General features: G+C 73.1%; 15 protein-coding genes. 7 read left to right on the top strand and 8 right to left on the bottom strand.

What is annotated here, in order from left to right; genetic code table 11:
* Positions 1 to 12: 12 nt before the first annotated feature.
* Positions 13 to 618, bottom strand: a complete 606-nt coding sequence (locus tag F8568_RS02560; protein WP_328600693.1) for a response regulator transcription factor — start codon at positions 616 to 618, stop codon at positions 13 to 15.
* A complete protein-coding gene (locus tag F8568_RS02555) occupies positions 615 to 1,775 on the bottom strand; it encodes a sensor histidine kinase (RefSeq protein ID WP_160573483.1) in 1,161 nt (386 codons plus the stop codon). The genes F8568_RS02560 and F8568_RS02555 overlap by 4 nt, the downstream gene beginning before the upstream one ends.
* 203 nt (positions 1,776 to 1,978) lie before the next feature.
* On the opposite strand from F8568_RS02555, the gene F8568_RS02550 reads away from it, so the two are divergent.
* The 3 genes from F8568_RS02550 to F8568_RS50140 all read left to right on the top strand — a co-directional run bounded on the left by F8568_RS02550 (position 1,979) and on the right by F8568_RS50140 (position 5,181).
* A complete protein-coding gene (locus F8568_RS02550) occupies positions 1,979 to 3,082 on the top strand; it encodes a ferritin-like domain-containing protein (RefSeq protein ID WP_151590947.1) in 1,104 nt (367 codons plus the stop codon).
* Between the two features lie 245 nt (positions 3,083 to 3,327).
* Positions 3,328 to 4,044 (top strand): hypothetical protein, encoded by a 717-nt coding sequence (locus F8568_RS02545; protein ID WP_160573482.1) that lies wholly within the window; start codon positions 3,328 to 3,330, stop codon positions 4,042 to 4,044.
* A 480-nt stretch (positions 4,045 to 4,524) separates the two neighbouring features.
* Positions 4,525 to 5,181, top strand: a complete 657-nt coding sequence (locus tag F8568_RS50140) for a septal ring lytic transglycosylase RlpA family protein (RefSeq protein WP_328600692.1) — start codon at positions 4,525 to 4,527, stop codon at positions 5,179 to 5,181.
* Positions 5,182 to 5,251: 70 nt separating this feature from the next.
* Here F8568_RS50140 and F8568_RS02535 read toward each other — a convergent pair whose 3' ends face one another.
* Positions 5,252 to 6,187 carry a prolyl oligopeptidase family serine peptidase gene (locus F8568_RS02535; protein WP_151590945.1) on the bottom strand — a complete coding sequence of 312 codons (936 nt, stop codon included), beginning with the start codon at positions 6,185 to 6,187 and terminating at the stop codon, positions 5,252 to 5,254.
* A gap of 389 nt (positions 6,188 to 6,576) precedes the next feature.
* On the opposite strand from F8568_RS02535, the gene F8568_RS50135 reads away from it, so the two are divergent.
* Positions 6,577 to 6,939, top strand: a complete 363-nt coding sequence (locus tag F8568_RS50135) for a YkvA family protein (RefSeq protein WP_151590943.1) — start codon at positions 6,577 to 6,579, stop codon at positions 6,937 to 6,939.
* Between the two features lie 23 nt (positions 6,940 to 6,962).
* Here F8568_RS50135 and F8568_RS02525 read toward each other — a convergent pair whose 3' ends face one another.
* Positions 6,963 to 7,706: an IclR family transcriptional regulator gene (locus tag F8568_RS02525; RefSeq protein ID WP_328600691.1), complete on the bottom strand. Its 744-nt coding sequence runs from the start codon at positions 7,704 to 7,706 to the stop codon at positions 6,963 to 6,965.
* Positions 7,707 to 7,880: 174 nt separating this feature from the next.
* On the opposite strand from F8568_RS02525, the gene F8568_RS02520 reads away from it, so the two are divergent.
* Positions 7,881 to 9,578, top strand: a complete 1,698-nt coding sequence (locus tag F8568_RS02520; protein ID WP_151590941.1) for a hypothetical protein — start codon at positions 7,881 to 7,883, stop codon at positions 9,576 to 9,578.
* Between the two features lie 86 nt (positions 9,579 to 9,664).
* Here F8568_RS02520 and F8568_RS02515 read toward each other — a convergent pair whose 3' ends face one another.
* A complete protein-coding gene (locus tag F8568_RS02515) occupies positions 9,665 to 10,840 on the bottom strand; it encodes a hypothetical protein (RefSeq protein WP_151590939.1) in 1,176 nt (391 codons plus the stop codon).
* A gap of 4 nt (positions 10,841 to 10,844) precedes the next feature.
* Positions 10,845 to 11,180: a hypothetical protein gene (locus tag F8568_RS02510; RefSeq protein WP_151590937.1), complete on the bottom strand. Its 336-nt coding sequence runs from the start codon at positions 11,178 to 11,180 to the stop codon at positions 10,845 to 10,847.
* A gap of 520 nt (positions 11,181 to 11,700) precedes the next feature.
* On the opposite strand from F8568_RS02510, the gene F8568_RS02505 reads away from it, so the two are divergent.
* On the top strand, positions 11,701 to 13,497 hold the full coding sequence (locus F8568_RS02505; protein WP_151590935.1) for a fatty acyl-AMP ligase: 1,797 nt from the start codon (positions 11,701 to 11,703) through the stop codon (positions 13,495 to 13,497).
* A gap of 49 nt (positions 13,498 to 13,546) precedes the next feature.
* A complete protein-coding gene (locus F8568_RS02500; protein ID WP_151590933.1) occupies positions 13,547 to 16,285 on the top strand; it encodes an MMPL family transporter in 2,739 nt (912 codons plus the stop codon).
* Between the two features lie 3 nt (positions 16,286 to 16,288).
* Here the strand turns inward: F8568_RS02500 and F8568_RS02495 are convergent, their stop codons facing one another.
* Both F8568_RS02495 and F8568_RS49330 read right to left on the bottom strand, forming a co-directional pair.
* A complete protein-coding gene (locus tag F8568_RS02495) occupies positions 16,289 to 17,521 on the bottom strand; it encodes a glycosyltransferase (RefSeq protein WP_151590931.1) in 1,233 nt (410 codons plus the stop codon).
* 9 nt (positions 17,522 to 17,530) lie between these two features.
* Positions 17,531 to 20,197, bottom strand: a complete 2,667-nt coding sequence (locus F8568_RS49330) for an MFS transporter (RefSeq protein WP_328600690.1) — start codon at positions 20,195 to 20,197, stop codon at positions 17,531 to 17,533.
* Positions 20,198 to 20,270: the final 73 nt, after the last annotated feature.

The following is a 20,270-nucleotide window of genomic DNA, read 5'->3' as shown; positions in this document are numbered from 1 at the left end:
CCCCCGCCGGGGCTACAGCCAGCCCTGGGCGCGGGCCGTGTGGACGGCCTCGATGCGGTTGCGGGCGCCGACCTTGTTGATCGCGGACGACAGGTAGTTGCGGACGGTCCCCTCCGACAGGTGCAGCCGGCCTGCGATGTCGGCGACCGTGGAGCCGTCCGCGCCCGCGGCCAGCACGTCGCGCTCGCGCGGCGACAGCGGGTTCGGGCCCGCGCTGAGCGCGGCGGCGGCGAGCGCCGGGTCGATGACGCGCTCGCCGGCGACGACCCGGCGGATCGCGGCGGCCAGCTCCTGCGCCGGGCCGTCCTTCACCAGGAACGCCGACGCGCCGGCCTCCATCGCGCGGCGCAGGTAGCCGGGCCGGCCGAACGTCGTCAGGATCATGACCTTGCAGTCGGGCGCCGCGGCGCGGATCCGCGGCGCGGCGGCGAGGCCGTCCCGGCCCGGCATCTCGATGTCCAGCAGCACGACGTCCGGCCTGGTCCGGGCGGCGAGCGCGACGGCCTCGTCGCCGCCGGACGCCTCGCCGACGACCTCGAGGTCGGCCTCCAGGCCGAGCAGCGCGGCCAGGGCGCCGCGGACCATCCGCTGGTCCTCGGCGAGCATCACGCGGATCACGTGGCGGACTCTACCGCCGCCCTTCCCGCGCCGAGCGGGACGCGCACCGCCAGCCGGAAGCCGCCGCCGCGCGGGCCGGCCGCCACGGTCCCGCCGGCGTCCGCGACCCGCTCCGCGAGGCCCTCCAGCCCGTGCCCGGGCACGTGCCCCTCGCCCGCCGTGCCGCGGCCGTCGTCGACGATCTCCAGGGCGGCCTCGCGGGCCGTCCGGCCGACGGTGATCGTGACGCGGCGGGCGCGGGCGTGCCGGACGATGTTGGTGACGCCCTCCCGGACGGCCCAGCCGAACAGCCCGTCGACCTGGTCGGGCAGCGGCGTCCCGGACCGGCGCACGACCGCCTCGACCTCGGCCGCCGCCAGCACCGCGCGGGCGCCGTCCAGCTCCTCGGCGAGGTCGCGCCGCCGGTAGCCGGAGATCGCGGCGCGGACGTCGGCGAGCGACCGGCGCGCCACCGACTCGATGTCGCTCACCTCCGCCATGGCGCGTTCGGTGTCCCGCTCGCCGAGCCGCCGCGCGAGCTCGCTCTTCAGCACGATCAGCGACAGGCTGTGCCCGAGCAGGTCGTGCAGGTCGCGGGCGATGCGCAGGCGCTCGTCGGCGGCGGCGAGCCGGGCGACCTCGCCGCGCGCCTCGCGCAGCTGCTGGACGAGCGTGCGCGCGTGCCGGAACCCGACCATGAACAGCCCGAGCGACAGCGCGGTGAGCGCGATCGGCCACAGCGCGCCGGGGGCACCGATCAGCGGGCACTGCACGACGATGAGCACCGCGGTGCCGCCGATGCCCCAGACCACCCGGTTCATCGGCAGCGTCATGGCGAAGACCATCGACAGATAGATCGGGGTGCCCAGCCACTGCGGGCCGAACGCGAACGGCAGCGCGGCGGCGAGCACCGCGAACGCGGCGAGCAGGGCGTACGTGCGGGGCCTGACCGGCTCCACCCAGCTCCGCATGCTGAGCGGTGTCGCCAGGAACAGCCCGACGAAGGCGATCAGCCCCGCGATGGCCATTGCCATCCGGGCACCGGAGTAGTCGGCGATCTCGGCGGCGACGGGCACGAGGTAGACCAGCCCCAACGAGGAGAAGAACGCGCGCCGCCGCCGGGACCGGCCCGGGTCGGCGCCGTCCAGATCTCCGCTGTCGAACAACCTCGTGGTCATGGCGCCTGCATCGTATGCCGAAGCGCAGCTCAGGGCGTTAGTGAGCGTCGTCGTGGGTCCGGCATGACTTTTGTCATGGCCGCCTTGCCCGCGCATGGGGTCTGGCCTCCCCGCGCTTTACATGTTACGAAGGTATGTAAAGCGGTGGGCGGAGCACACCATGCGTCGCGACGGTGCGGCGCCACCCCGAGGAGGACCCCCCAGTGAGTTCCTACGACCTCTACTCCACGCCCGTGCCCACGGAGACGTGGAACGTACCGATGGCGGGCGACGCCCGGTTCACCTGGGAGTACGACGAAGGCCGCGACCGGCTGCTGAACCTGTACCAGAAGGGCAAGGACAAGCAGTGGGACGCGGCGAAGCGCATCGACTGGGACCTCGAGGTCGATCCGATCAACGTCGCCGGGCTGCCGGACAACTTCAACCCCCTCGTCGGCTCCGACATCTGGGACAAGATGTCGCAGAAGGAGCGTGACGAGTTCGGCCGCCACCAGGGGTCCTGGCTGTTCAGCCAGTTCCTGCACGGCGAGCAGGGCGCGCTGAACGTGTCGGCCCGCATCGTCCAGTCCGTCCCGGACCTGGACTCGAAGTTCTACGCCGCCACCCAGACGATGGACGAGGCGCGGCACGTCGAGCTGTACGCCAAGTTCGTGCACGAGAAGATCGGGATGTACTACCCGATCAACCAGGACCTGGCGAAGCTGCTCGCCGAGTCGCTCGAGGACAGCCGCTGGGACCTGCCCTACCTCGGCATGCAGGTGCTCATCGAGGGCCTCGCGCTCGCCGCGTTCGGGCTGTACCGGGACATGTCGACGAACCCGCTGGTCAAGCAGCTGCTCGCGTACGTCATGCAGGACGAGGCGCGGCACGTCGCGTTCGGCCGGCTCGCGCTCAAGGACTACTACGCCCAGCTCACCGACAAGGAGCGGGCCGAGCGCGAGGAGTTCGTGGTCGAGGGCTGCTACCTGATGCGCGACCGGTTCAAGGGCCGCGAGGTGTTCGAGCAGCTGAACATGCCGGTCGACAAGTGCATGGAATATGTCGACAACTCGGATATGTACACGCTCTATCAATCGCTGCTCTTCAGCCGGATCGTCCCGTGCGTCCGCGACGTCGGCCTCTGGGGCGACAAGGTGAAGGCCGCCTATGCCGACATGGGCGTCCTCGACAATGCCAAGGCCGACCTCGAAGCGCTGATGCGCCAGGACGAGGAGATCGCCGAGAAGGTCGACGAGGAGAAGTACGCGGCGGAGCTGGCCGCCCGCAAGACCGAGGTCGACGAGGCCATCGCGCTCGGCGCCGAATGACGCCGGGGGCCTGAACGGCCCGCGCGCCGGAGTGCCGGCGCGGTGAAACGCGGGGACGTCCACGGGCGTCCCCGCGTCGCATTTCCGTAGATCTTTACCGGCCGACCCTGATCGATTCCCCTATTCGGCATGCGCGCCATCCCCGCTGTACTAACGTGCCCGCTCGACGGTGCGCCGGAAAAACGCACGCCACGGGCGCACGCACACCGCGCAGAGTCGATCCGAGAATCTCGGGGGAAACAGCCATGAACCGATCCGCCAGAAAGCTGCCGGGCCTGTCCGCCGCGTCCGCGGTATTCGCCGTGTCGGCGGTGTTCGCCGCGCCGGCGAACGCCGTGCAGGGCCCGGTCGCCGACCTCGTCCACGGGACGGCCGGGCAGGTCGGCCCCGCGCTGCCGCCGCCGGCGGCCGCCGCCCCCGCCTCGGCGGCCCGTACCGCCTCCGCGCCCGGTGCCGCGTCCGGGCTGCCCGCTCCGGTCGGCCAGGCCGCCGCGGTGCCGGGACGGGTCGTCGGCCGCGTCACCTCCGTCCCGAAGCGGGTGGTGCACAGCAAGGTCGGGAAGATGGGCGGGGCGGCGCTGCCGACCGGCCGGTCCGCCGCGTCCGGTGCGTCACGTGCGTCCGGGAGCGGCCCGCTCGGCGACGCGGTGGCCCTCGGGCGGCCGGGCGACGCCGCGGCGCTGCGCTCCGCCGCGCCGATCTCGATGGTGTTCCCGGACGGGGCCGGGCTGCGGCGCGGCAAGCCGGCGCCGCGGGGCCTCGCCGGGGAGGCCGACGGCACCGTGAAGACGGCGCACTCGCAGGTCGGGAGCGTGGTCAACGTGCTGAAGACGCGCGAGCGCCCGTCCGACACGGGGCGGGCGCCCGGCGGCCTGACCGGCGGCGGGCTGCCGACCGACGGGCTGACGGACAAGCTGTCGGGCCCGCCGGTCTACCTGCCGAAGCTGCCCGTGGGGCGCTGACCGCCGCCCCACGAAATCACCTCGGAACGGGGCGTTCCGGAGATGTCAAGTGCATCCCGGAACGCCCCGTTTTCGTGCCGAACGAACGCTTGTTATATGTCCGAGATCACACCTTCCATGGCGGGTAAATAGGATCTTGATAAGCGCTCACCCAGCGAAGTGGATCAGCTTCGCAGGGCAAAAAAAGAGGTGACAAACCCCACAAAGGCCGGGCCTGGGCTTGATTCACTCCGGGCGCAACGTACGGTCAAGGACTTGTGCGGCGCTATCGAGATCAAAAGTGAAGATGTCACGCAGCCGCACCTGCCGGACGCCGAAGCCGCGCTGACGCGGCGGCGCGCTGAGAGAGCGCGCGGACGGGCACTGAAGCCCATGGGCGGTGCGGGACTCGGGGGACGAGGAGGTCGCCCCGGCGCGCCGCGAGAACGGCGCTGAGAAACGCCGGGCGTCCGGGTCCTGTCCCCTACCGAAGGATCCTTCGTGGGCAACCCTGACGAACGACATCGTCTTCACGCGCGCCTTCGGGCCCGCCTTCCGCGGCCGAGACCGCGCACCCTGCTGATCGTCGCCGGCGTCGCCGCCGCCGTCCTCGTGGTGGGCGCGTTCGCCGTCGTCAACGGCGCCAAGGCCCCGGCCGACTCGGCCCAGGCGGCGCAGACCGCTCCGGGCGCCGCCACCCCGGCGGCGGACCCGCCGAGGCCGGAGCCGTCCCGGGCGAGCCGCGGCGGGCCCCGCGACCCGGACCCGAAGCACACCAAGAAGAAGGCCAAGCCGAAGAAGGCGCGGCCCGAGGCGGTCGCCGAGCACAAGGCCGCACCGAAGAAGCCGAAGAAGAAGGCGAAGGTCCTGCAGTCCGGCAGCTGCGAGGCGTCCTTCTACGGCGAGGGGCAGATGACCGCGAGCGGCGAGCCCTTCGACCCGAACGCCCTCACCGCGGCGCACAAGACGCTGCCGATGGGCTCCAAGGTCCGCGTGACCAACAAGAACAACGGCCGTTCGGTCGTCGTCCGCATCAACGACCGGGGTCCGTACGCGGGCGGCCGCTGCCTGGACCTGTCCACGGCGGCGATGAAGAAGGTCGGCGGCACGGGCTCGGGCGTCATCCCGGTCCGCTACGAGGTCCTCTCCAGGGGCTGAGCTCCACCACGCGCAACCCGCCTCGCGGGCGCTTCACGCTGCCCGCGAGCCGGGTCGCTCGTGGTCTCGGTCAGCGGCCGAGCGGAGCCGGGGCCGGGTAGGGCGCGGTGTCGGCGTCGGGGCCGTGCGCGGCGGCCGGCGCGGCGCCGTGCCCCGCGCCATGCTCTTGCGCGGGCCGGACGTCCGCGAGCCGCTCCCGGAACCAGTCGGTGAGCAGGCCGTCGACGCGGACGGCGTCGGTGATCGGCGGCCGCGGCTCGGTGCCGGGCTCGGCGGCGAGCGCGTGCCCCATCCGGAACGCGGCGTGCTCCACCGAACCCGCGCCGCGCCGCTGCAGCACGTCGCGGAACGCGGTGACCTCGCCGGCCGGGACGACCCGGTCGCGGCCGCCGCCGACCAGCAGCAGCGGCACGTCCCGCGCCGCGATGTCGCCGGCGAGCGCGCCGAGGTCGAGGCGCTCCGCGAGCTCCTGCGCCGGCTCGCTCCACGTCCGGTCGCGTCCCGCGCGCCGCTCCACCGCCCGCGCCGCCCGCGCCGGGGCGACGACCGGCGCGATCGCGGCGGCCGCGCTCACCGCCACCTCGCCGCGCGCGACGGCCAGCAGCGCCGCCGCGCCGCCCGTGCTGAACCCGGCGAGCGCGACGGGCCCGTCCGGCAGCGCCAGGTCGCGGCGCAGCTCGGCGACCGCGGCGGGCAGCCCGGCCGCGGCCTGCTCGACCGCGCGGCCGTAGGCCTCGATGGCCTCGGTCTCCAGGATCGCGCCCGAGCCGAGCCCGCCCGGCGACCGGCCGGGCAGGTCGAGGTAGACGCGCCACACCGGCACGCCCGTCATCGGGATCGCCGCCGCGAGCGCGGCCGCGGTGCGCGGCGGGTCGAAACCGGGCCAGGCGATCAGCAGCCGGGTCGGCCCGGACGCGGTCGCGTCGACCGCGGTGGGCGGCAGCGCCACGTAGGCGGCGCCTTCCACGGTCCCGTGGACGGGTCTGTTCGTATGGTCGCCGCTCATGTGGTGGTTCAGCTCCTGCGGTGCTCGACGGGCGGTGCCGGTCGTGCCTCGGGGAGTCGGCGCTCCTCCCTCGGGACTCTCAAGCCTCGGGACCTCTCATGCTGGCAGCGGGCGCCGGAGAATGCGCCGGAATCACCGCACGTCGCCCGCGAGAGTGACGAAGAACTCACTTCCGGTGACCCGAACGGGCCCGCGCGGGTAGGTGCGGCACCGTGCCGGCGGCCCGTCTCCGATCATCCTGACGATCATTCCGGTGTCCGCGGCGGCGCGCCGGTTGTGATCCGGGCCTCATGGCCGTCCGGGCGGAACAAAACCGGCATCGATCACGTCATAGAGGGACGTGGGCGCCGCGGGGGCGCGCCCTCATGAACCCTGACCGAGGAGCACCTGTGGACAGGAAGCGCAGGACGGCCGCCGCCGGGCAGGCCTGGCAGATCTACAGCGAGACCCTCCAGCCCGACGTGCCCGGCTTCTGGGAGCGGTTCCGCGCGGTGCCGCGGATGCTGAAGTCGGTGCTGCGCGGCCAGTACAAGGGCATGTCCTTCGGGACGCTCGGCCTGCTCGCGCTCGGCCTCGTGTACATCATCTCGCCGATCGACGCGATCCCCGACGTCATCCCGATCGCCGGCATCGCCGACGACACCGGCCTCGCGCTGTGGCTCGCGGCGGTGCTCGTCAGGTCCGCCGGCGACTTCGTGATGTGGGAGCGCAGCGGACGCCCGACCGTCATCGTCGGCGAGCCGATCGACTAGCGACCCGGAACGAGGCGGACCTGTCAGGCGCCGCCGAGCTCCTTGGCGAAGCGGTCCGCCGCGTCCCGCACGATCGGCGCGACGTCGGCGACCGCCTCGAGGGTCATCCGGCCGGACGGCCCCGACACCGACAGCGCCGTCAGCGCGGGCGCCCCCCGCAACGGCACCGCGACGCACCGCACCCCGATCTCCTGCTCCTCGTCGTCCAGCGCGAAGCCCTGCTCGCGGATCCGGCGCAGCTCGGCCAGCAGCGCGTCCTGGTCGGTGAACGTGTTCGGCGTGTGCGCCGCCATCCCCGTCCGGCCGAGGATGTCGCGGACCCGCTCGTCCGGCAGCTGCGACAGCAGCGCCTTGCCGACGCCGGTGCAGTGCGGCTGCACGCGCCGCCCCACCTCGGTGAACATCCGCATCGAGTGCTTCGACGGCACCTGCGCCACGTACACGGCCTCGTCGCCCTCCAGCACGGCCATGTTCGCGGTCTCGCCCACGTCGTCCACCAGCCGCGCCAGGACGGGACGCGCCCACGTCCCGAGCAGCCGGTTCGCGCCCTCGCCGAGCCGGATCAGGCGCGGGCCCAGCGCGTACCGCTTCGACGGCTCCTGCCGCACGTACCCGTGGTTCACCAGCGTCCGCATGAGCCGGTAGATGGTCGGCATCGGCAGGCCGGACACCTCGGTCAGCTCCGACAGCGCCATCTCGCCGCCCGCGTCCGCCAGATGCTCCAGCAGCTCGAACGCGCGCTCCAGCGACCGCACGGCCTCCGCCACCCGCGCCTCCTCTCCTCGCGATCCCCCGATTCTACGGAGATCTGATTTCACTACGCGAAAGAGGGGCCCCGTCGGGTTACGTGTGGCGACGTTCTGGAAACGAATGACTACACACTGCAACGAAGAGCACCCCCCTGGCAGCACCAGCGAAAAGGAACCGCGAGAGGGGATCCCGTGCGAACCGGTGGCAGCAGGACACGCAGCAGGGCGCGCTTCGGCGCGATCATGGCGGGCGGGGCGCTCGCCGTACCGCCGCTGATGCTCACCGGCGCGGCCGCGAAAGCCGACCCGTCCGCCGTCCGGCTGATCATCGCGACCTCGACGTCCGCGGCCGCCGTCGGCGCGCCCGGCCACGCGCTCGGCCACACCGTCCGCGTCCGCGCTGAGGGCGGCGTCGCGCACCGCACCGTCCTGCGCCTCCGCGCCGCCGCCCCGCTGACCTGGGCGGACCGCCCGCCCGGCTGCGCCCGGCTGAGCTCCGGCCACGAACTCCGCTGCGACCTCGGCGAGGTGGGCGGCGCGCGGGTGACGAGGACCGCCACCGTCTCGATCCCAGCCTCCGCCCTGGCGCGGCCGGCGCGGACCCGGCCCGCCATCCTCACCATCGCCGACGCCGACAACGCCGCGCCCCGCTCGTCCCGCACCGTCCTCGACCTTCCGGCCGACGGCGGCGAGTCCGCGGCGGCCGACGCGCCGCCCGCCCAGCCCCAGCCCGGCCCCAACGAGGGCGACGCGCACTGCACCGCCGACGCGCCCGGCACCGGGAAGTCCTGCCAGGACGACACGTCCACCGGCAACGCCGTCGTGCCGCAGGGGGCCGCACCCCAATGCCAGGCGGGGCGTCCGCAGGACGTCCCCGCCTCGTCGTGCCACAAGAGCCCGGCGACGACCGCCGGCCAGCACCTGCACCAGGGGCGGCCGACTCAGCCCGAGCATGTCCGTCCGCCGGCGCACGGCCGGCCATGCCCGCACGGCGAACCGCCCGCGCACGCCCAGCCCTTCGCCCACGCGAAGCCGCCCGCGCAGGGGAAGCCACCCGCGTACGGTCAGTCGTCCGCGCAGGGGAAGCCGGCGCATCACGGTCGGCCGCTGGCGCACGGACTGCCGCCTTCGGACGGGGCGCCGGTACAGCACGCCGCGCCCCACCAGATGGGTGACACCGATGCCGGGGCTCAGCAGCCGCATCACAGCGCGCCGGCGCACCAGGGCGCCACGGCACACAAGTCGCCGAGCCACCACGCCGAGCCGAGCCAGCACACGGTCACCGTCTACGGCGACGGGCCGAGCAGCGCGGCCGATGGAAGTGACGCGGCCGGCCAGCACACCTGGTCGTACGACGAAGGCGTGCCGTGGGACGACGGGGTTCCCGGCGCCGGGAAGCACGAGCATCACGGCGGGACGCCCACGGGCGACGTCGCGTCGGCGGAGGACGGCTACCCGGCCGGTGAGTGGTCGGCGGCGGACGGCGGCGCCGGTTACGGCTGGACCGCCGACGGCGGGCATGTGAAGGAGGGGCATGTGCCGGACCTGCCCGTCGTGCCCGGCCAGGGACGGCCGGGCGTCCCGCTCCCGCCGCTGAACGCGCCGGGGCCGGTGCCCATGCCGAACAGCCAGGCCATGGCCGGGACGACGAGCGACGGCACCGACCGCGGCGACGGCCGGATGATGCTGGTGTCGCCGGTCGGGATGGAGCAGGGCAACGGGACCGACTGGGCGGTGGTGCTCGGCGTCGCGATCGTCGCGGAGATCGGCCTGCTGTGGGGCGCGGCGTGCTTCGGCCTGTGGCGGCGCCGGATCGCGCTCTACCGTGCGGAGACCCGCGCGGCGGAGGCGCGGGCGGAAGCCGCCGCGCGCGGCGGCGCCTACATCTGACGGCTTCCCGGACGGTCGGCCCCGACCCGCGCCCCCCGGGGCGGCGCTCGCTGGAATCCGCCGGGATCTTCGGCGTCCCCGGCTGATCACCCGGGCGATGTGCCGCCCGCCTCCTCGTCACCGAGCGTCTCGACGATCCGCTCGACCTCGTCGGCCAGCCGGGAGTCCTCGATCATGCGCGGCCTGAGCGCCGATGCGGCGCCGTACTTCAGCGTGGTGAGGGGGATGTACCTGCCGGTGCCGCCCTGCGTGCCGGCGGGCGGGCTGCCGTACATCCCATCGAGACAGGCGAATTCCATCGCGTTGAACGCGACGATGCAGTCCTGCCAGCCCAACCAGCTGGCCTGCTCCACCCGTTGCCGCCGTTCGTGCCGCTGTTCCTCCAGCACGTGTTGCAGGCTCTCGTAGGAGAACTCGTAACGGATGATCGGATGCGGATAGATCCCGGTGTCGTACTCGTAAACGGTCTTCCGATGCGTGTCGTACATCCCGAACAGCATCGCCGTCGCGAATCCCGAGCGGCCGAAGACGACATCGGGACGCTTGGCAGCGAGCCCCGCCTGGCCCGGGGCCAAGAGGAGAATCCGGGCGAGGGTCTGCCCGGCCAGGATGTCGGCTTGTACCTCCATCCCGCGCCGCAACCGCGTCTGATCGAGATCAGGCCGGATGCGCGGGTCGCCGGACCCGGCCAGCCTGGCGAGCTGGTCGTGGCCTTGGGCGATGTGAGCCAGTTCATGCAGCGCGAGAAAGAGCAGGCAGTGACAGGTCATGTCATTGACCGCCTCCTCCCGCCTCCTCTTCGCAGGCGTTCGCCGGTCGAACGCGTCGAGCCTGTCCCAGTACCCGGGGTCCTCCTCGGCGTCCGCACCGAAGACGACGACCAGGTCGGGGGCGATTTCCCAGGGGAAGTCCCGGACGTCCATGGCCGAGCCCATCATGTGGATGACCGGACCGCGCTGGTCCAGGTGCCACAGCAGGCGGCGCGCGAGAGCCCTGGCCCGAGCCAGGGCGCCGAGCGGAATGAAGATGGCCGCTCGGCGGTCGTCGAGAAAGGTGACACCGCACCGCAGCGACGGCGAATTGGTGATCACGAGGTCGATCGCGTCCTGGAACGGGGTCTGCTTGAGCAGACCCCGCATCACCGCGCCGACGCTCTGCAGGGTGCCGCCGACGGCGGAGGCACCGTCCGGGGTCAGGCAGGCCTCGACCAGCTCCTCGTCGGCCGGCCCGCCGGCCAGAGCGACGGCCTCCTCGAACCGCATCCCGCTACTCGCCGCCGGGCGCGGCGCACAACCGGTCGACCCCGTAGTGCATGATCATGACCGAGACGGCCGCGACGGGGACGGTCACCCCAAACCGGCTCCCCAGGACATCGACGAGAGCGCCGAGCAGCGCATTGCGGTCCTTGTTCGCGCCGGCGACCACCGACCCCGACCCGCACACGGCCGCGCGGAACGCCTCCATGTTCGCCTGGAACCAGCGCCGCGCGACCAGCCGCTTCTCCGCGTCGTTCGCGTCCTTGGCCCCGAACCCGTCCGCCAGCAGCGCTTCGCCGATCATGACTTCGACCTCGTTCAGGGGCAGCTCGAAGATGGGTTCCATGGGCGAAGGCGCAGGCTGCATGAAAGCGGACCCCTCTGGAGGCTCTGACCCGGATCCTTGCATCTTCCCAAAAGAGCAGGGCCGGCGTCAGCCGCACGGCCGGGCCCGGCCGCAGCGCCTCGAAGCGCCCACCTCCCTCGTGCGGGCATGTGAATCGAGTGCGGATGTACTGGCCCGGTGTCGAATAGGGGATCGTGTCACTAAGCTGTTGCGCTGACAGCAAAGTCGCGGTCACGGACGGGGGGATCTTCGCCTCGGACCACTAGTGCGCACACGGTCGGTAACGACGCCTGCGCCCACGCGTGAAATGGCAATTCCTCTTGTCACAGCGGTGACAAACCCGGCCGCGGCGAATGTGGCGCGCAGCTAATATCGCACGCTGCCTACCATCCGGTAGCTTCACGATCATCGCCGGTAGCCGGGGGCGCTGGACACGGTCGTCCGGTCGGCCGCACGCATCGCCGACGGCGCCCGCCCCCTACGATGGCCCGCCCGGCCCGTCCCCTCGGGAGATAGATCAATGGCATTGGGCTCGCTGCTTCCCGAACTCCTCCCCGGCGGCTCCGGCCGCACCCCGCTGATCGAGCGGGTCGCGCGGTGGGCGAGGGAGAAGCCGGACGCCCCGGCCTTCACCTTCGTCGACTACTCGCTGGACCCGGCCGGCAAGCACATCACGCTGAGCTGGGCGGAGACCGACAGGCGCGCCCGCGCGACGGCGACCGCGCTCCGCCAGGTGACCGGTCCCGGCGAGCGCGCCGCGCTGCTGCTGCCGCAGACGCTCGAGTACATGATGACGATGCTCGGCGCGATGTACGCGCACGTCATCGCGGTGCCGCTGTTCTCGCCCGACCTGCCCGGGCACGCCGACCGGCTGATCGGCGCGTACACCGACAGCGAGCCGGCGGTGATCGTCACGACCCGGAACGCGCTGCCGCACGTGGAGAAGTTCCTCGCCGACCACGATGTCCCGCAGCCGAAGGAGATCCTGTTCGCCGAGGAGGTCGACCTCGGGCTCGCCGCGTCCTGGGAGGACGAGCCGATCGGGTTCGACGACCTGGCGTACCTGCAGTACACGTCCGGGTCGACGCGCCGCCCGGCGGGCGTGGAGATCACCCACGGCAACGTGACGGCGAACGCGGCGCAGCTGTGGGCGGGATGGGCGCCGGAGAAGCCGGACCCCGAGCTCGTGAGCTGGCTGCCGCTGTTCCACGACATGGGCCTGATCGCGACGATGGCGCTGCCGCTGGTGCGCGGCGACCACGCGATCTACACCGACCCGGTGTCGTTCATCATGAACCCGATGCGCTGGCTGCAGCTGATCGCGGCCCGGCCGGGCAAGAACGTCTACACCGCGGGCCCGAACTTCGCGTACGAGTACGTGGCGTCGATGGCGTCGCCGGAGAAGCTGGAGGGCCTGGACCTGTCCGGGCTGACGACCTGCCTGAACGGCGCGGAGCCGATCCGCACCTCGACGCTCGCGACGTTCGCGGAGGCGCTCGCGCCGGCGGGCCTGCGCCCGGGCGCGCAGGCCCCCGGGTACGGGCTGGCGGAGGCGACGGTATTCGTCACCGCCGCCGCCGAGGACGCCCCCCCGAAGATCATCTCGGTGGACCGGGACGCGCTCACGCAGGGCGAGGTGCGGCTGTGCGACGCGGACGCCGAGCGGGCCAGCACGCTGGTGTCGTGCGGCCGGCCGTCCGGGCAGATCGTCGCGATCGTCGACCCGGACGCGCGCGCCGAGCAGCCCGACGGGCACGTCGGCGAGATCTGGGTGCACGGTCCGAACACCGCCGCAGGGTACTGGCGCAACTCCGAGCGCAGTCAGGACACCTTCGGCGGCGAGCTCGCCGACCCGGGCGATCTGCCGGCCGGGCCGTGGATGAAGACCGGCGACTACGGCGTGGTCCACGAGGGCGAGCTGTACGTCACCGGCCGCATCAAGGACCTGATCATCGTCGACGGCCGCAACCACTACCCGCAGGACATCGAGGTCACCACGCAGGAGGCGCACCCGGCGGTGCGGCCCGACTTCGTCGCCGCGTTCGCGCTGCCCGGCGAGGAGACCGAGCGGCTCGTCGTGGTCGCCGAGCGGAACCGGCGGGTGCCGCTCGGCCGGCTGGACCTCGACGAGGTCGAGTCGGCGGTGCGCGGCGCCGTGAACGTCGAGCACGAGATGAGTGTGCACGCGTTCGTGCTCGTCGAGCCGGGCGGGGTGTCCCGCACGTCCAGCGGCAAGATCGCGCGGGCGGCGACGCGGCGGCGGTACCTGGACGGCGCGCTGCCGACCACGGCGGCGCGGCTCGCGTCCCGCAAGTAGTCTCGGCCTCGCACGCCGCGTCCCGCGGCCGCGACGACACAGGAGGACCATGCTCTCGGGGCTGGGGCGTCTCATCCATCGGCGACGGTGGGTCACCCTCGTCTGCATCCTGCTGCTGACCGGCGTGGCGGGCGCCTGGGGCCTCGGCGTGCTCGCGAAGTTCAAGGCGGGCGGCTTCGAGGACCCGAACGCGTCCTCGACGCTCGTCGCGCGGCTCGGCGCGACCTACTTCGGCAGCACGAACCCCGACGTCCTCGTCCTCTACAAGAGCGACACGATGACGGTGGACGACCCGCGCTACGAGGCCGCCGTCGTCACCACCGCGGCGCGGCTCCCGAAGAGCCAGGTCGCCGAGATCATCTCCTACTGGTCGTTCGACGAGAAGGACGCCGCGTCCTTCGCCTCCCGCGACAAGCACGAGACGTTCGTCGCGCTGAAGCTGAAGGGCGACGACCCCACCAAGATCGAGAACTACCAGAAGCTGAAGGACCGGCTGCGGGCGCCGGGGCTGACCGTCCAGTTCGGCGGCGCCGTCCCGCTCGGGCAGGAGTTCGGCGAGCAGGTCGTCGCCGACATCGTCAACGCCGAGACGATCACCATCCTGCCGCTGCTGATCCTGATGGTGCTGCTGTTCGGCGCGATCGTCGCCGGCCTCCTGCCGATCGGCGTGGCCGCCTTCTCCACGATCGGCGGCCTGGCCGTCCTGCACGTGGTCACCTACGTGGCCGACGTGACGTCGTTCGCGCTCGAGGTCGTCACGATGATGGGCGTCGGCCTCGCGATCGACTACTCGCTGTTCATCATCAGCCGGTTCCGCGAGGAACTGCAGCGCGGCATGGCCGCAAGGGGCCTACCGCCCGGCAAACCCTGGAAACGCGAGCGCGACAAGCGCGCGCGCAAGGCCGCGAAGAAGGCCTACAAGCAGGCGATGCTCCCGGCCCGGGAGGACGCGCTCGCCGCGACCCTCGCCACCGCCGGCCGCACCATCATGGTCTCCGGCGTCACCGTGTCCGCCGCGCTCGCGGGCCTGCTGCTGTTCCCGCAGATGTTCCTGCGGACCATCGGGCTCGCCGGCATCGCCACCGTCATGGTCGCCGTGTTCGGCGCGACGGTCCTGCTGCCGACGATGCTCGCCCTGCTCGGGACGCGCGTCGAGGGCGGCCGGATGCCCTGGCGGCGCCCGACGTCCAAGCGCGCGCAGCGCGACCGGGACAGCGGCTTCTGGTACCGGCTCGGCCACAGCGTCATGAAGCACCCGCTGCCGTACTTCGCCGGGGTGGTGGTGATCCTCGGCGTCATGTTCCAGCCGTTCCTGCACGTCCAGTTCGGCAGCGTCGACGCCCGCGTCCTGCCGAAGGCGAGCCCGACCCGCGCCGTCGTCGAGACCGTCAAGCGCGACTTCCCCAACGGGTCCGCCGAACCGATCGACGTGGTCGTCTCCGGCGACCTGATCCCGCGCGACTGGAAGCCGTCCAAGTCGGGCGACAACATCCCGCCCTACCTGGAGAACTTCCGCAAGACGCTCGCCGCGCTGCCGGGCGTCACCGAGGCCAAGTTCACCGGCTACTCCGGCGAGTACGGCGGCGTGCGGATCTCCGTCACGCACAAGTACGAACCCATGGACAAGCACGCGCAGGACCTCGTCAAGAAGATCCGCGCGATGAGCCTGACCTCGGACGGCACCCCGATGCACATCGACGTCGGAGGCAGCACCGCCGCGCAGATGGACCTGATGTCCAGCCTGATGCGCAGCCTGCCGAAGATGGCGGTCGCCGTCGGGATCGCCACGTTCCTGCTGCTGTTCATGTTCTTCGGCTCGGTCCTGCTGCCGCTGAAGGCCATCGTCATGAACGTGCTGTCGATCGGCGCGTCGTTCGGCGCGATCGTCTGGGGCTTCCAGTACGGGCACCTCGCCGGGGTCCTGGACTTCACCCCGACCGGCGGCGTCGAGGCCACCAGCATGATCCTGATCCTCGCCGTCGTGTTCGGCCTGTCCATGGACTACGAGGTCTTCCTGCTCAGCCGCATCCGCGAGGAGTGGGACCGCAGCCACGACAACCGCGCCGCCGTCGCCCGCGGCATGCAGCACACCGGCAGCATCATCACCAGCGCCGCCCTGCTGTTCCTCGTCGTCGTCGCCGCGTTCAGCATGGCCGGCATCACCGTCGTGAAGCTGATCGGCGTCGGCATGTTCGTCGCCGTCGTCGTGGACGCCGTGCTCGTCCGGTCCCTGCTGGTGCCCGCGACGATGCGGTTCCTCGGCAGGGCGAACTGGTGGCTGCCCGGCCCGCTCGCGTTCCTGCACGCCAAGATGGACCTGCGCGAGCACAGCGCGGCCGCCGCGGGCGCGGGTGCGGCGGCGGTCGCGGTCCCGCCGCCCCTCCCGGAGGCGCAGCCGTTCCCGTACCGCGTGCACTGGGAGCAGGCCTCGTCGGAGGCGCCGCCGGCGCCGGCAAGGCCTGAGCCTGCGCCACCTGCGCCTGCCGTGCCACCTGCGCCGCCTGCGCCCGAGCCCGCCGCCGTGCCGGTGCGGGACGCGAACGACGCGTTCCGGTCCGTCCTGCAGCCCACCCCGAGCGGGCCGGTCGACGGCGAACGGCCGCAGCTGGTGTTCCGCGACCCGCACCCGTCCGCGCCGCGCCAGCAGCAAGCACCGCAGGCGCCGCGGGAACCGTGGGCGCCGTGGGCGAACGGCCGGCCGCAGCCGCAGCCCGTCCGGCCACCGCGCGTCAAGCGCCGGATCGTCCCGTCCCCCGACGGCAACGGCTGGACGTGGAGCTCCGACTGACTTTTAGCGCAGCAGCCCGTCGATGACGTCGCGGGCGCGGCCCACGCCGTCCTCCGCCCGGATGCGCCGGCCCACCTCGTACGCGCGGTCCGCCATCTCCTGGTCCTCCGCGACGCGCCGCAGCCTCCGCGCGAGCCGCGGCACCGTCATCGCGCGGAACGGCAGCGGCGCCGGCCCCGCGCCGAGCGCGGCGACCCGCTCGCCCCAGTACGGCTGGTCCCCGAAGAACGGGCACACCACCGTCGGGACGCCCGCCCGCAGCCCCGCCGCCGTCGTCCCGGCGCCGCCGTGGTGCACGACCGCCGACATGCGGGGGAACAGCCACGCATGCGGGACGTCCCGCACCGCGAGGACCTCGTCGTCCGAGGTGTCCGGGTCGCCCTGCACCACGCCGCGCAGGCCCGCCAGCCGCAGCGCCGTCCGGACGACCCGCCCCGTCATCCGCGCGTCCTTCGGCACCATGCTCCCGAACCCGACGTAGACCGGCGCGGGCCCCGCCTCCAGGAACGCGGTGATCTCCTCCGGCGGCTCCCATTCCGGCTCGTCCCAGAACCAGTACCCGGTCATGTGGACGCTCGCCGGCCAGTCCTTCGGACGCGGCACCACGGCCTCGCTGAAGCACGCGAGCACCGCCGTCCCGTCCCGCCGCAGGCCCCGCAGCGGAAGCCGGGGCAGCCCCAGCCGCTCGTCCCGCCACGGGTTGATGAACGGCCGCGACAGCTGCCACGCGATCTGGTCGACCGCCCCGAAGCTCGCCCGGTTCCCCCAGCGGCCCAGCATCCGCGCCTGCGGCACGAACGGATGCGGGAACGCCCCCGTCGGCTGGCTCGGCTGGAAGTGGATCAGCGCCCGCGGCACGCCCAGATGCGCGCCGATGTGCTCCGGCAGGAAGCCCAGCGTCGGGCCCAGGATCAGATCGGCGCCCTTGCAGGCGTCCAGGCACTCGCCCAGCAGCCGTTCCGCCATCGGCCCGAGGATGCGCCGGAACCCGCCGAGGAACTTCACCGGGTTCCGGCCGCCGGCCAGCAGCTCCTGCCCCGCGTCCGATTCCAGGATCTCCGTCGGGTCGGCCGTCAGCGGTGCCAGCTCCAGGCCCGCCGCCATCGCCATCGGCGCGTACCGCGCGCTCGCGACGAGCCGGACCTCGTCACCCCGCTCGCGCAGCGCCCGCCCGAGCGCCACGCACGGCTGGATGTCGCCGCGCGACCCCGCGGCGAAGATCACGATTCGGCTCATGGCGGCTCCTCACCAGGCATCGCTGCGCGGGCTGACGGACGGCTCGCCGGGCGGCTCCCCGTCCTCGGGCACGTACGGCGTGTACAACCATCCGTCCGGCGGCGGCGGAGGCCACCCCGGCCCGCCGACCTCCGGCACCTCCCCGTCGTCCGCCGCGTCCGCCGCGTCCGCCGGGTCCGCCGCGTCCGCCGGGTCCGCGCCCCCGCGTCCGGCCACCCAGGCGTCCCCAGGCTCGCCGCCGAGCACGTGAGCCGGCCGCTCGTCGACGTCCGGCACACCGCGAGGCTCGCCCGCCGGCTCGCTCATCACCGGGGCGCTCAGCGGATCGGAGACGTCCTGACCCGGCGCGACCAGCGGCGACGCCCCGGAGCCCGGCGGGTTCTCCGCCGCCTGGCCGGAGTCGCCCACGCGCGTCTCGCCTTGGGCGGTCGTGGCGTCGTCGTGGCCGGGCGTCGGCGGGGTGCTCAACGGGCCGGGGGTCTCCCAGTTCAGCGTGATCGGCTGGGACGGCGCGGTGCCTTGCGCGCCGCTCGGCTCGGCCGTCGCCACCGGGGCTTCGGGGTCCGCGGCATCCGGTCGGGGCGTTTCGGGCGCGGGGCCGGGCGCCTCGCCGAGGGGTTCATCGTCGGGCGGGGACGACGCCGCGCCGCCGGGGGCGGACTCCGGCCCCTGCGCGGCGTGGGGCACCGAGGGAGCGGGGTCTTCGCCGTCCGCCGCCTGCTCGTCGTGCGGGGGGTTCCCGCCGCGGGCCGCCAGTTCGCTGAGGAGGGCGGCGGCTATGGGTTCGGTCTCGGGGGTGGGGGCCGGGAGGGGGGAGCCGCCGGGCGTCCAGCGGTCGGGGAGCGTGGCCAGCGGGTCGTCGTCGGGCGGGAGGGTGCCGCGGGAGCGGGCGGCGGACTCGTCGTCGAACCACTTGCTGGTGGGCGGCGGGGGCTCCTCGGCGGGGAAGGTCCAGGTGGGGATGGCGGTGTCGGCCCAGTCCTGCCAGGGGGACGTCGTGCCCGGCGGGGACGGGTGCCGGGGGGCGGGCTCGTCGTCGTCGGGGATGTCGCTCCACCAGTGGGGACCGGGGGTGCGGGGTGCGGCCATGGTGTCCGTTTCCGTCCTGAGGGGGGTGGGCGCCTGGACGGGGCCGGCGGACGGGGTCGCGCCGGCGGGGTCCGGGCCCGGGACGACGGGGATCGGGTCGCGGGGAGTGGCGGTGACGGCGGTGGCGGTGGCGAGGGCGGGTTCGGGGCGCGCGGCGCCCGCGAGGGCGGGTTCGGCGAACGGGGTCTGCTTGCCGTGCTTGGGGCCGAGCCAGCCGCGCCGGCTGGGCAGGGTGAGGCCGCTGATGACGCCGCCGATGAGGACGAGGACGGCGCCGAGGACGAGCCCGGAGGAGGTGCCCTGCCGGAAGGTCTCGAGGGCCTCGGCGCTCGCGCCCTCGTCGGGGACGGTCTGGATGAGCAGGCCGACGATGGCGATGCCGAACGCGCCGGAGGCCTCGCGGATGACGTTGATGACGCCGCTGGCGACGCCGGCGCGCCGTTCGGGGACGGCCTTGAGGACGTACATGACGAGGGGCATGGCGAGGGCGGCGCCGACGCCGACGAGCAGGACGCCGGGCATGAGGTCGGCGTACCCGTCGCCGATCCCGAGCGCGGAGAACAGCACCATGCCGACGCCCATGAGGCCCATGCCGGCGCCGATGGCGGGCCGGGGGCCGACCTTGGCGGCGAGCACGAACGCGACGGGCGTCAGCACCATGATCGTGAGGGCGGGGGGCAGCATGACCAGGCCGGCCTCGGGCGGGGAGAAGCCGAGGAAGCGCTGCAGGAACGGCTGGGAGTAGAACATCATCCCGTTGAAGCCGATGCCGTAGAGCATCTGGGACACCAGGCCGCCGGTGAAGACGCGGTTGCGGAAGAACCGCAGGTCGATCATCGGGTCGGGGGCCCAGCTCTCGACGACGATGAAGCAGGCGAGCGCGATGGCGCCGAGCGCGAAGGTGCTGAGCACGGACGGGTCGCCCCAGCCGTGCTTGTTGCCGTCCTCGAGGCCGTAGATGAAGGCGAACAGCATCGTCGCGGAGATGAGCACGCCGGGCAGGTCGATGCGGGCGTGCGGGTTCTTGCTGCGGCCGGTGAGGACGACGGCGCCGAGCAGGATGACGAGGACGCCGGGGACGATGTTGATCAGGAAGATCCAGCCCCAGTGGAAGTGCTCGACGATGATGCCGCCGATGGTGGGGCCGAGCGCGGTGGCGCTGGACGCGGCGCCGATGAAGACGATGTTGCCGATGGAGCGCTGCTTGTCGCTCCGCCCGACGGTGACCATGACCTGGGTGGCGGGCAGCACCAGCGCGGCGCCGCCGCCCTGCACGATGCGGGCGAGGATGAGCACTTCGGAGGTGTGGGACAGGCCGCAGACGGCGGAGGCGGCGGTGAAGACGACCATGCCGGTGGTGAAGGTGAGCCGGCAGCCGTACAGGTCGGTGAGCCGTCCGCCGGTGATCATCAGGCAGGAGAACATGAGGATGTAGCCGGTGGCGACCCAGTCCTTGGCGGAGGACGACATGCCGAGGTCGGCCATGATCCTGGGCAGCGCGGTGAAGACCACCGTGTTGTCCATGGTGGTCATGAACGCGCTGACGGCCACCACCGCCAGCGCCCATCGGTATCGGCCCCGGGTCACCTGATCCCGCGGCGGGTCCCGTGCCGCCGGGAAATCCGCCGCTTCCCCCTAAAAGCGTTCGTGGCTATTGTTA

Origin of the sequence: Actinomadura physcomitrii (genome assembly GCF_008923205.2) — a bacterium.
Lineage (GTDB): Bacteria > Actinomycetota > Actinomycetes > Streptosporangiales > Streptosporangiaceae > Spirillospora > Spirillospora physcomitrii.
This window is presented reverse-complemented; position numbering and strand designations above follow the sequence as displayed.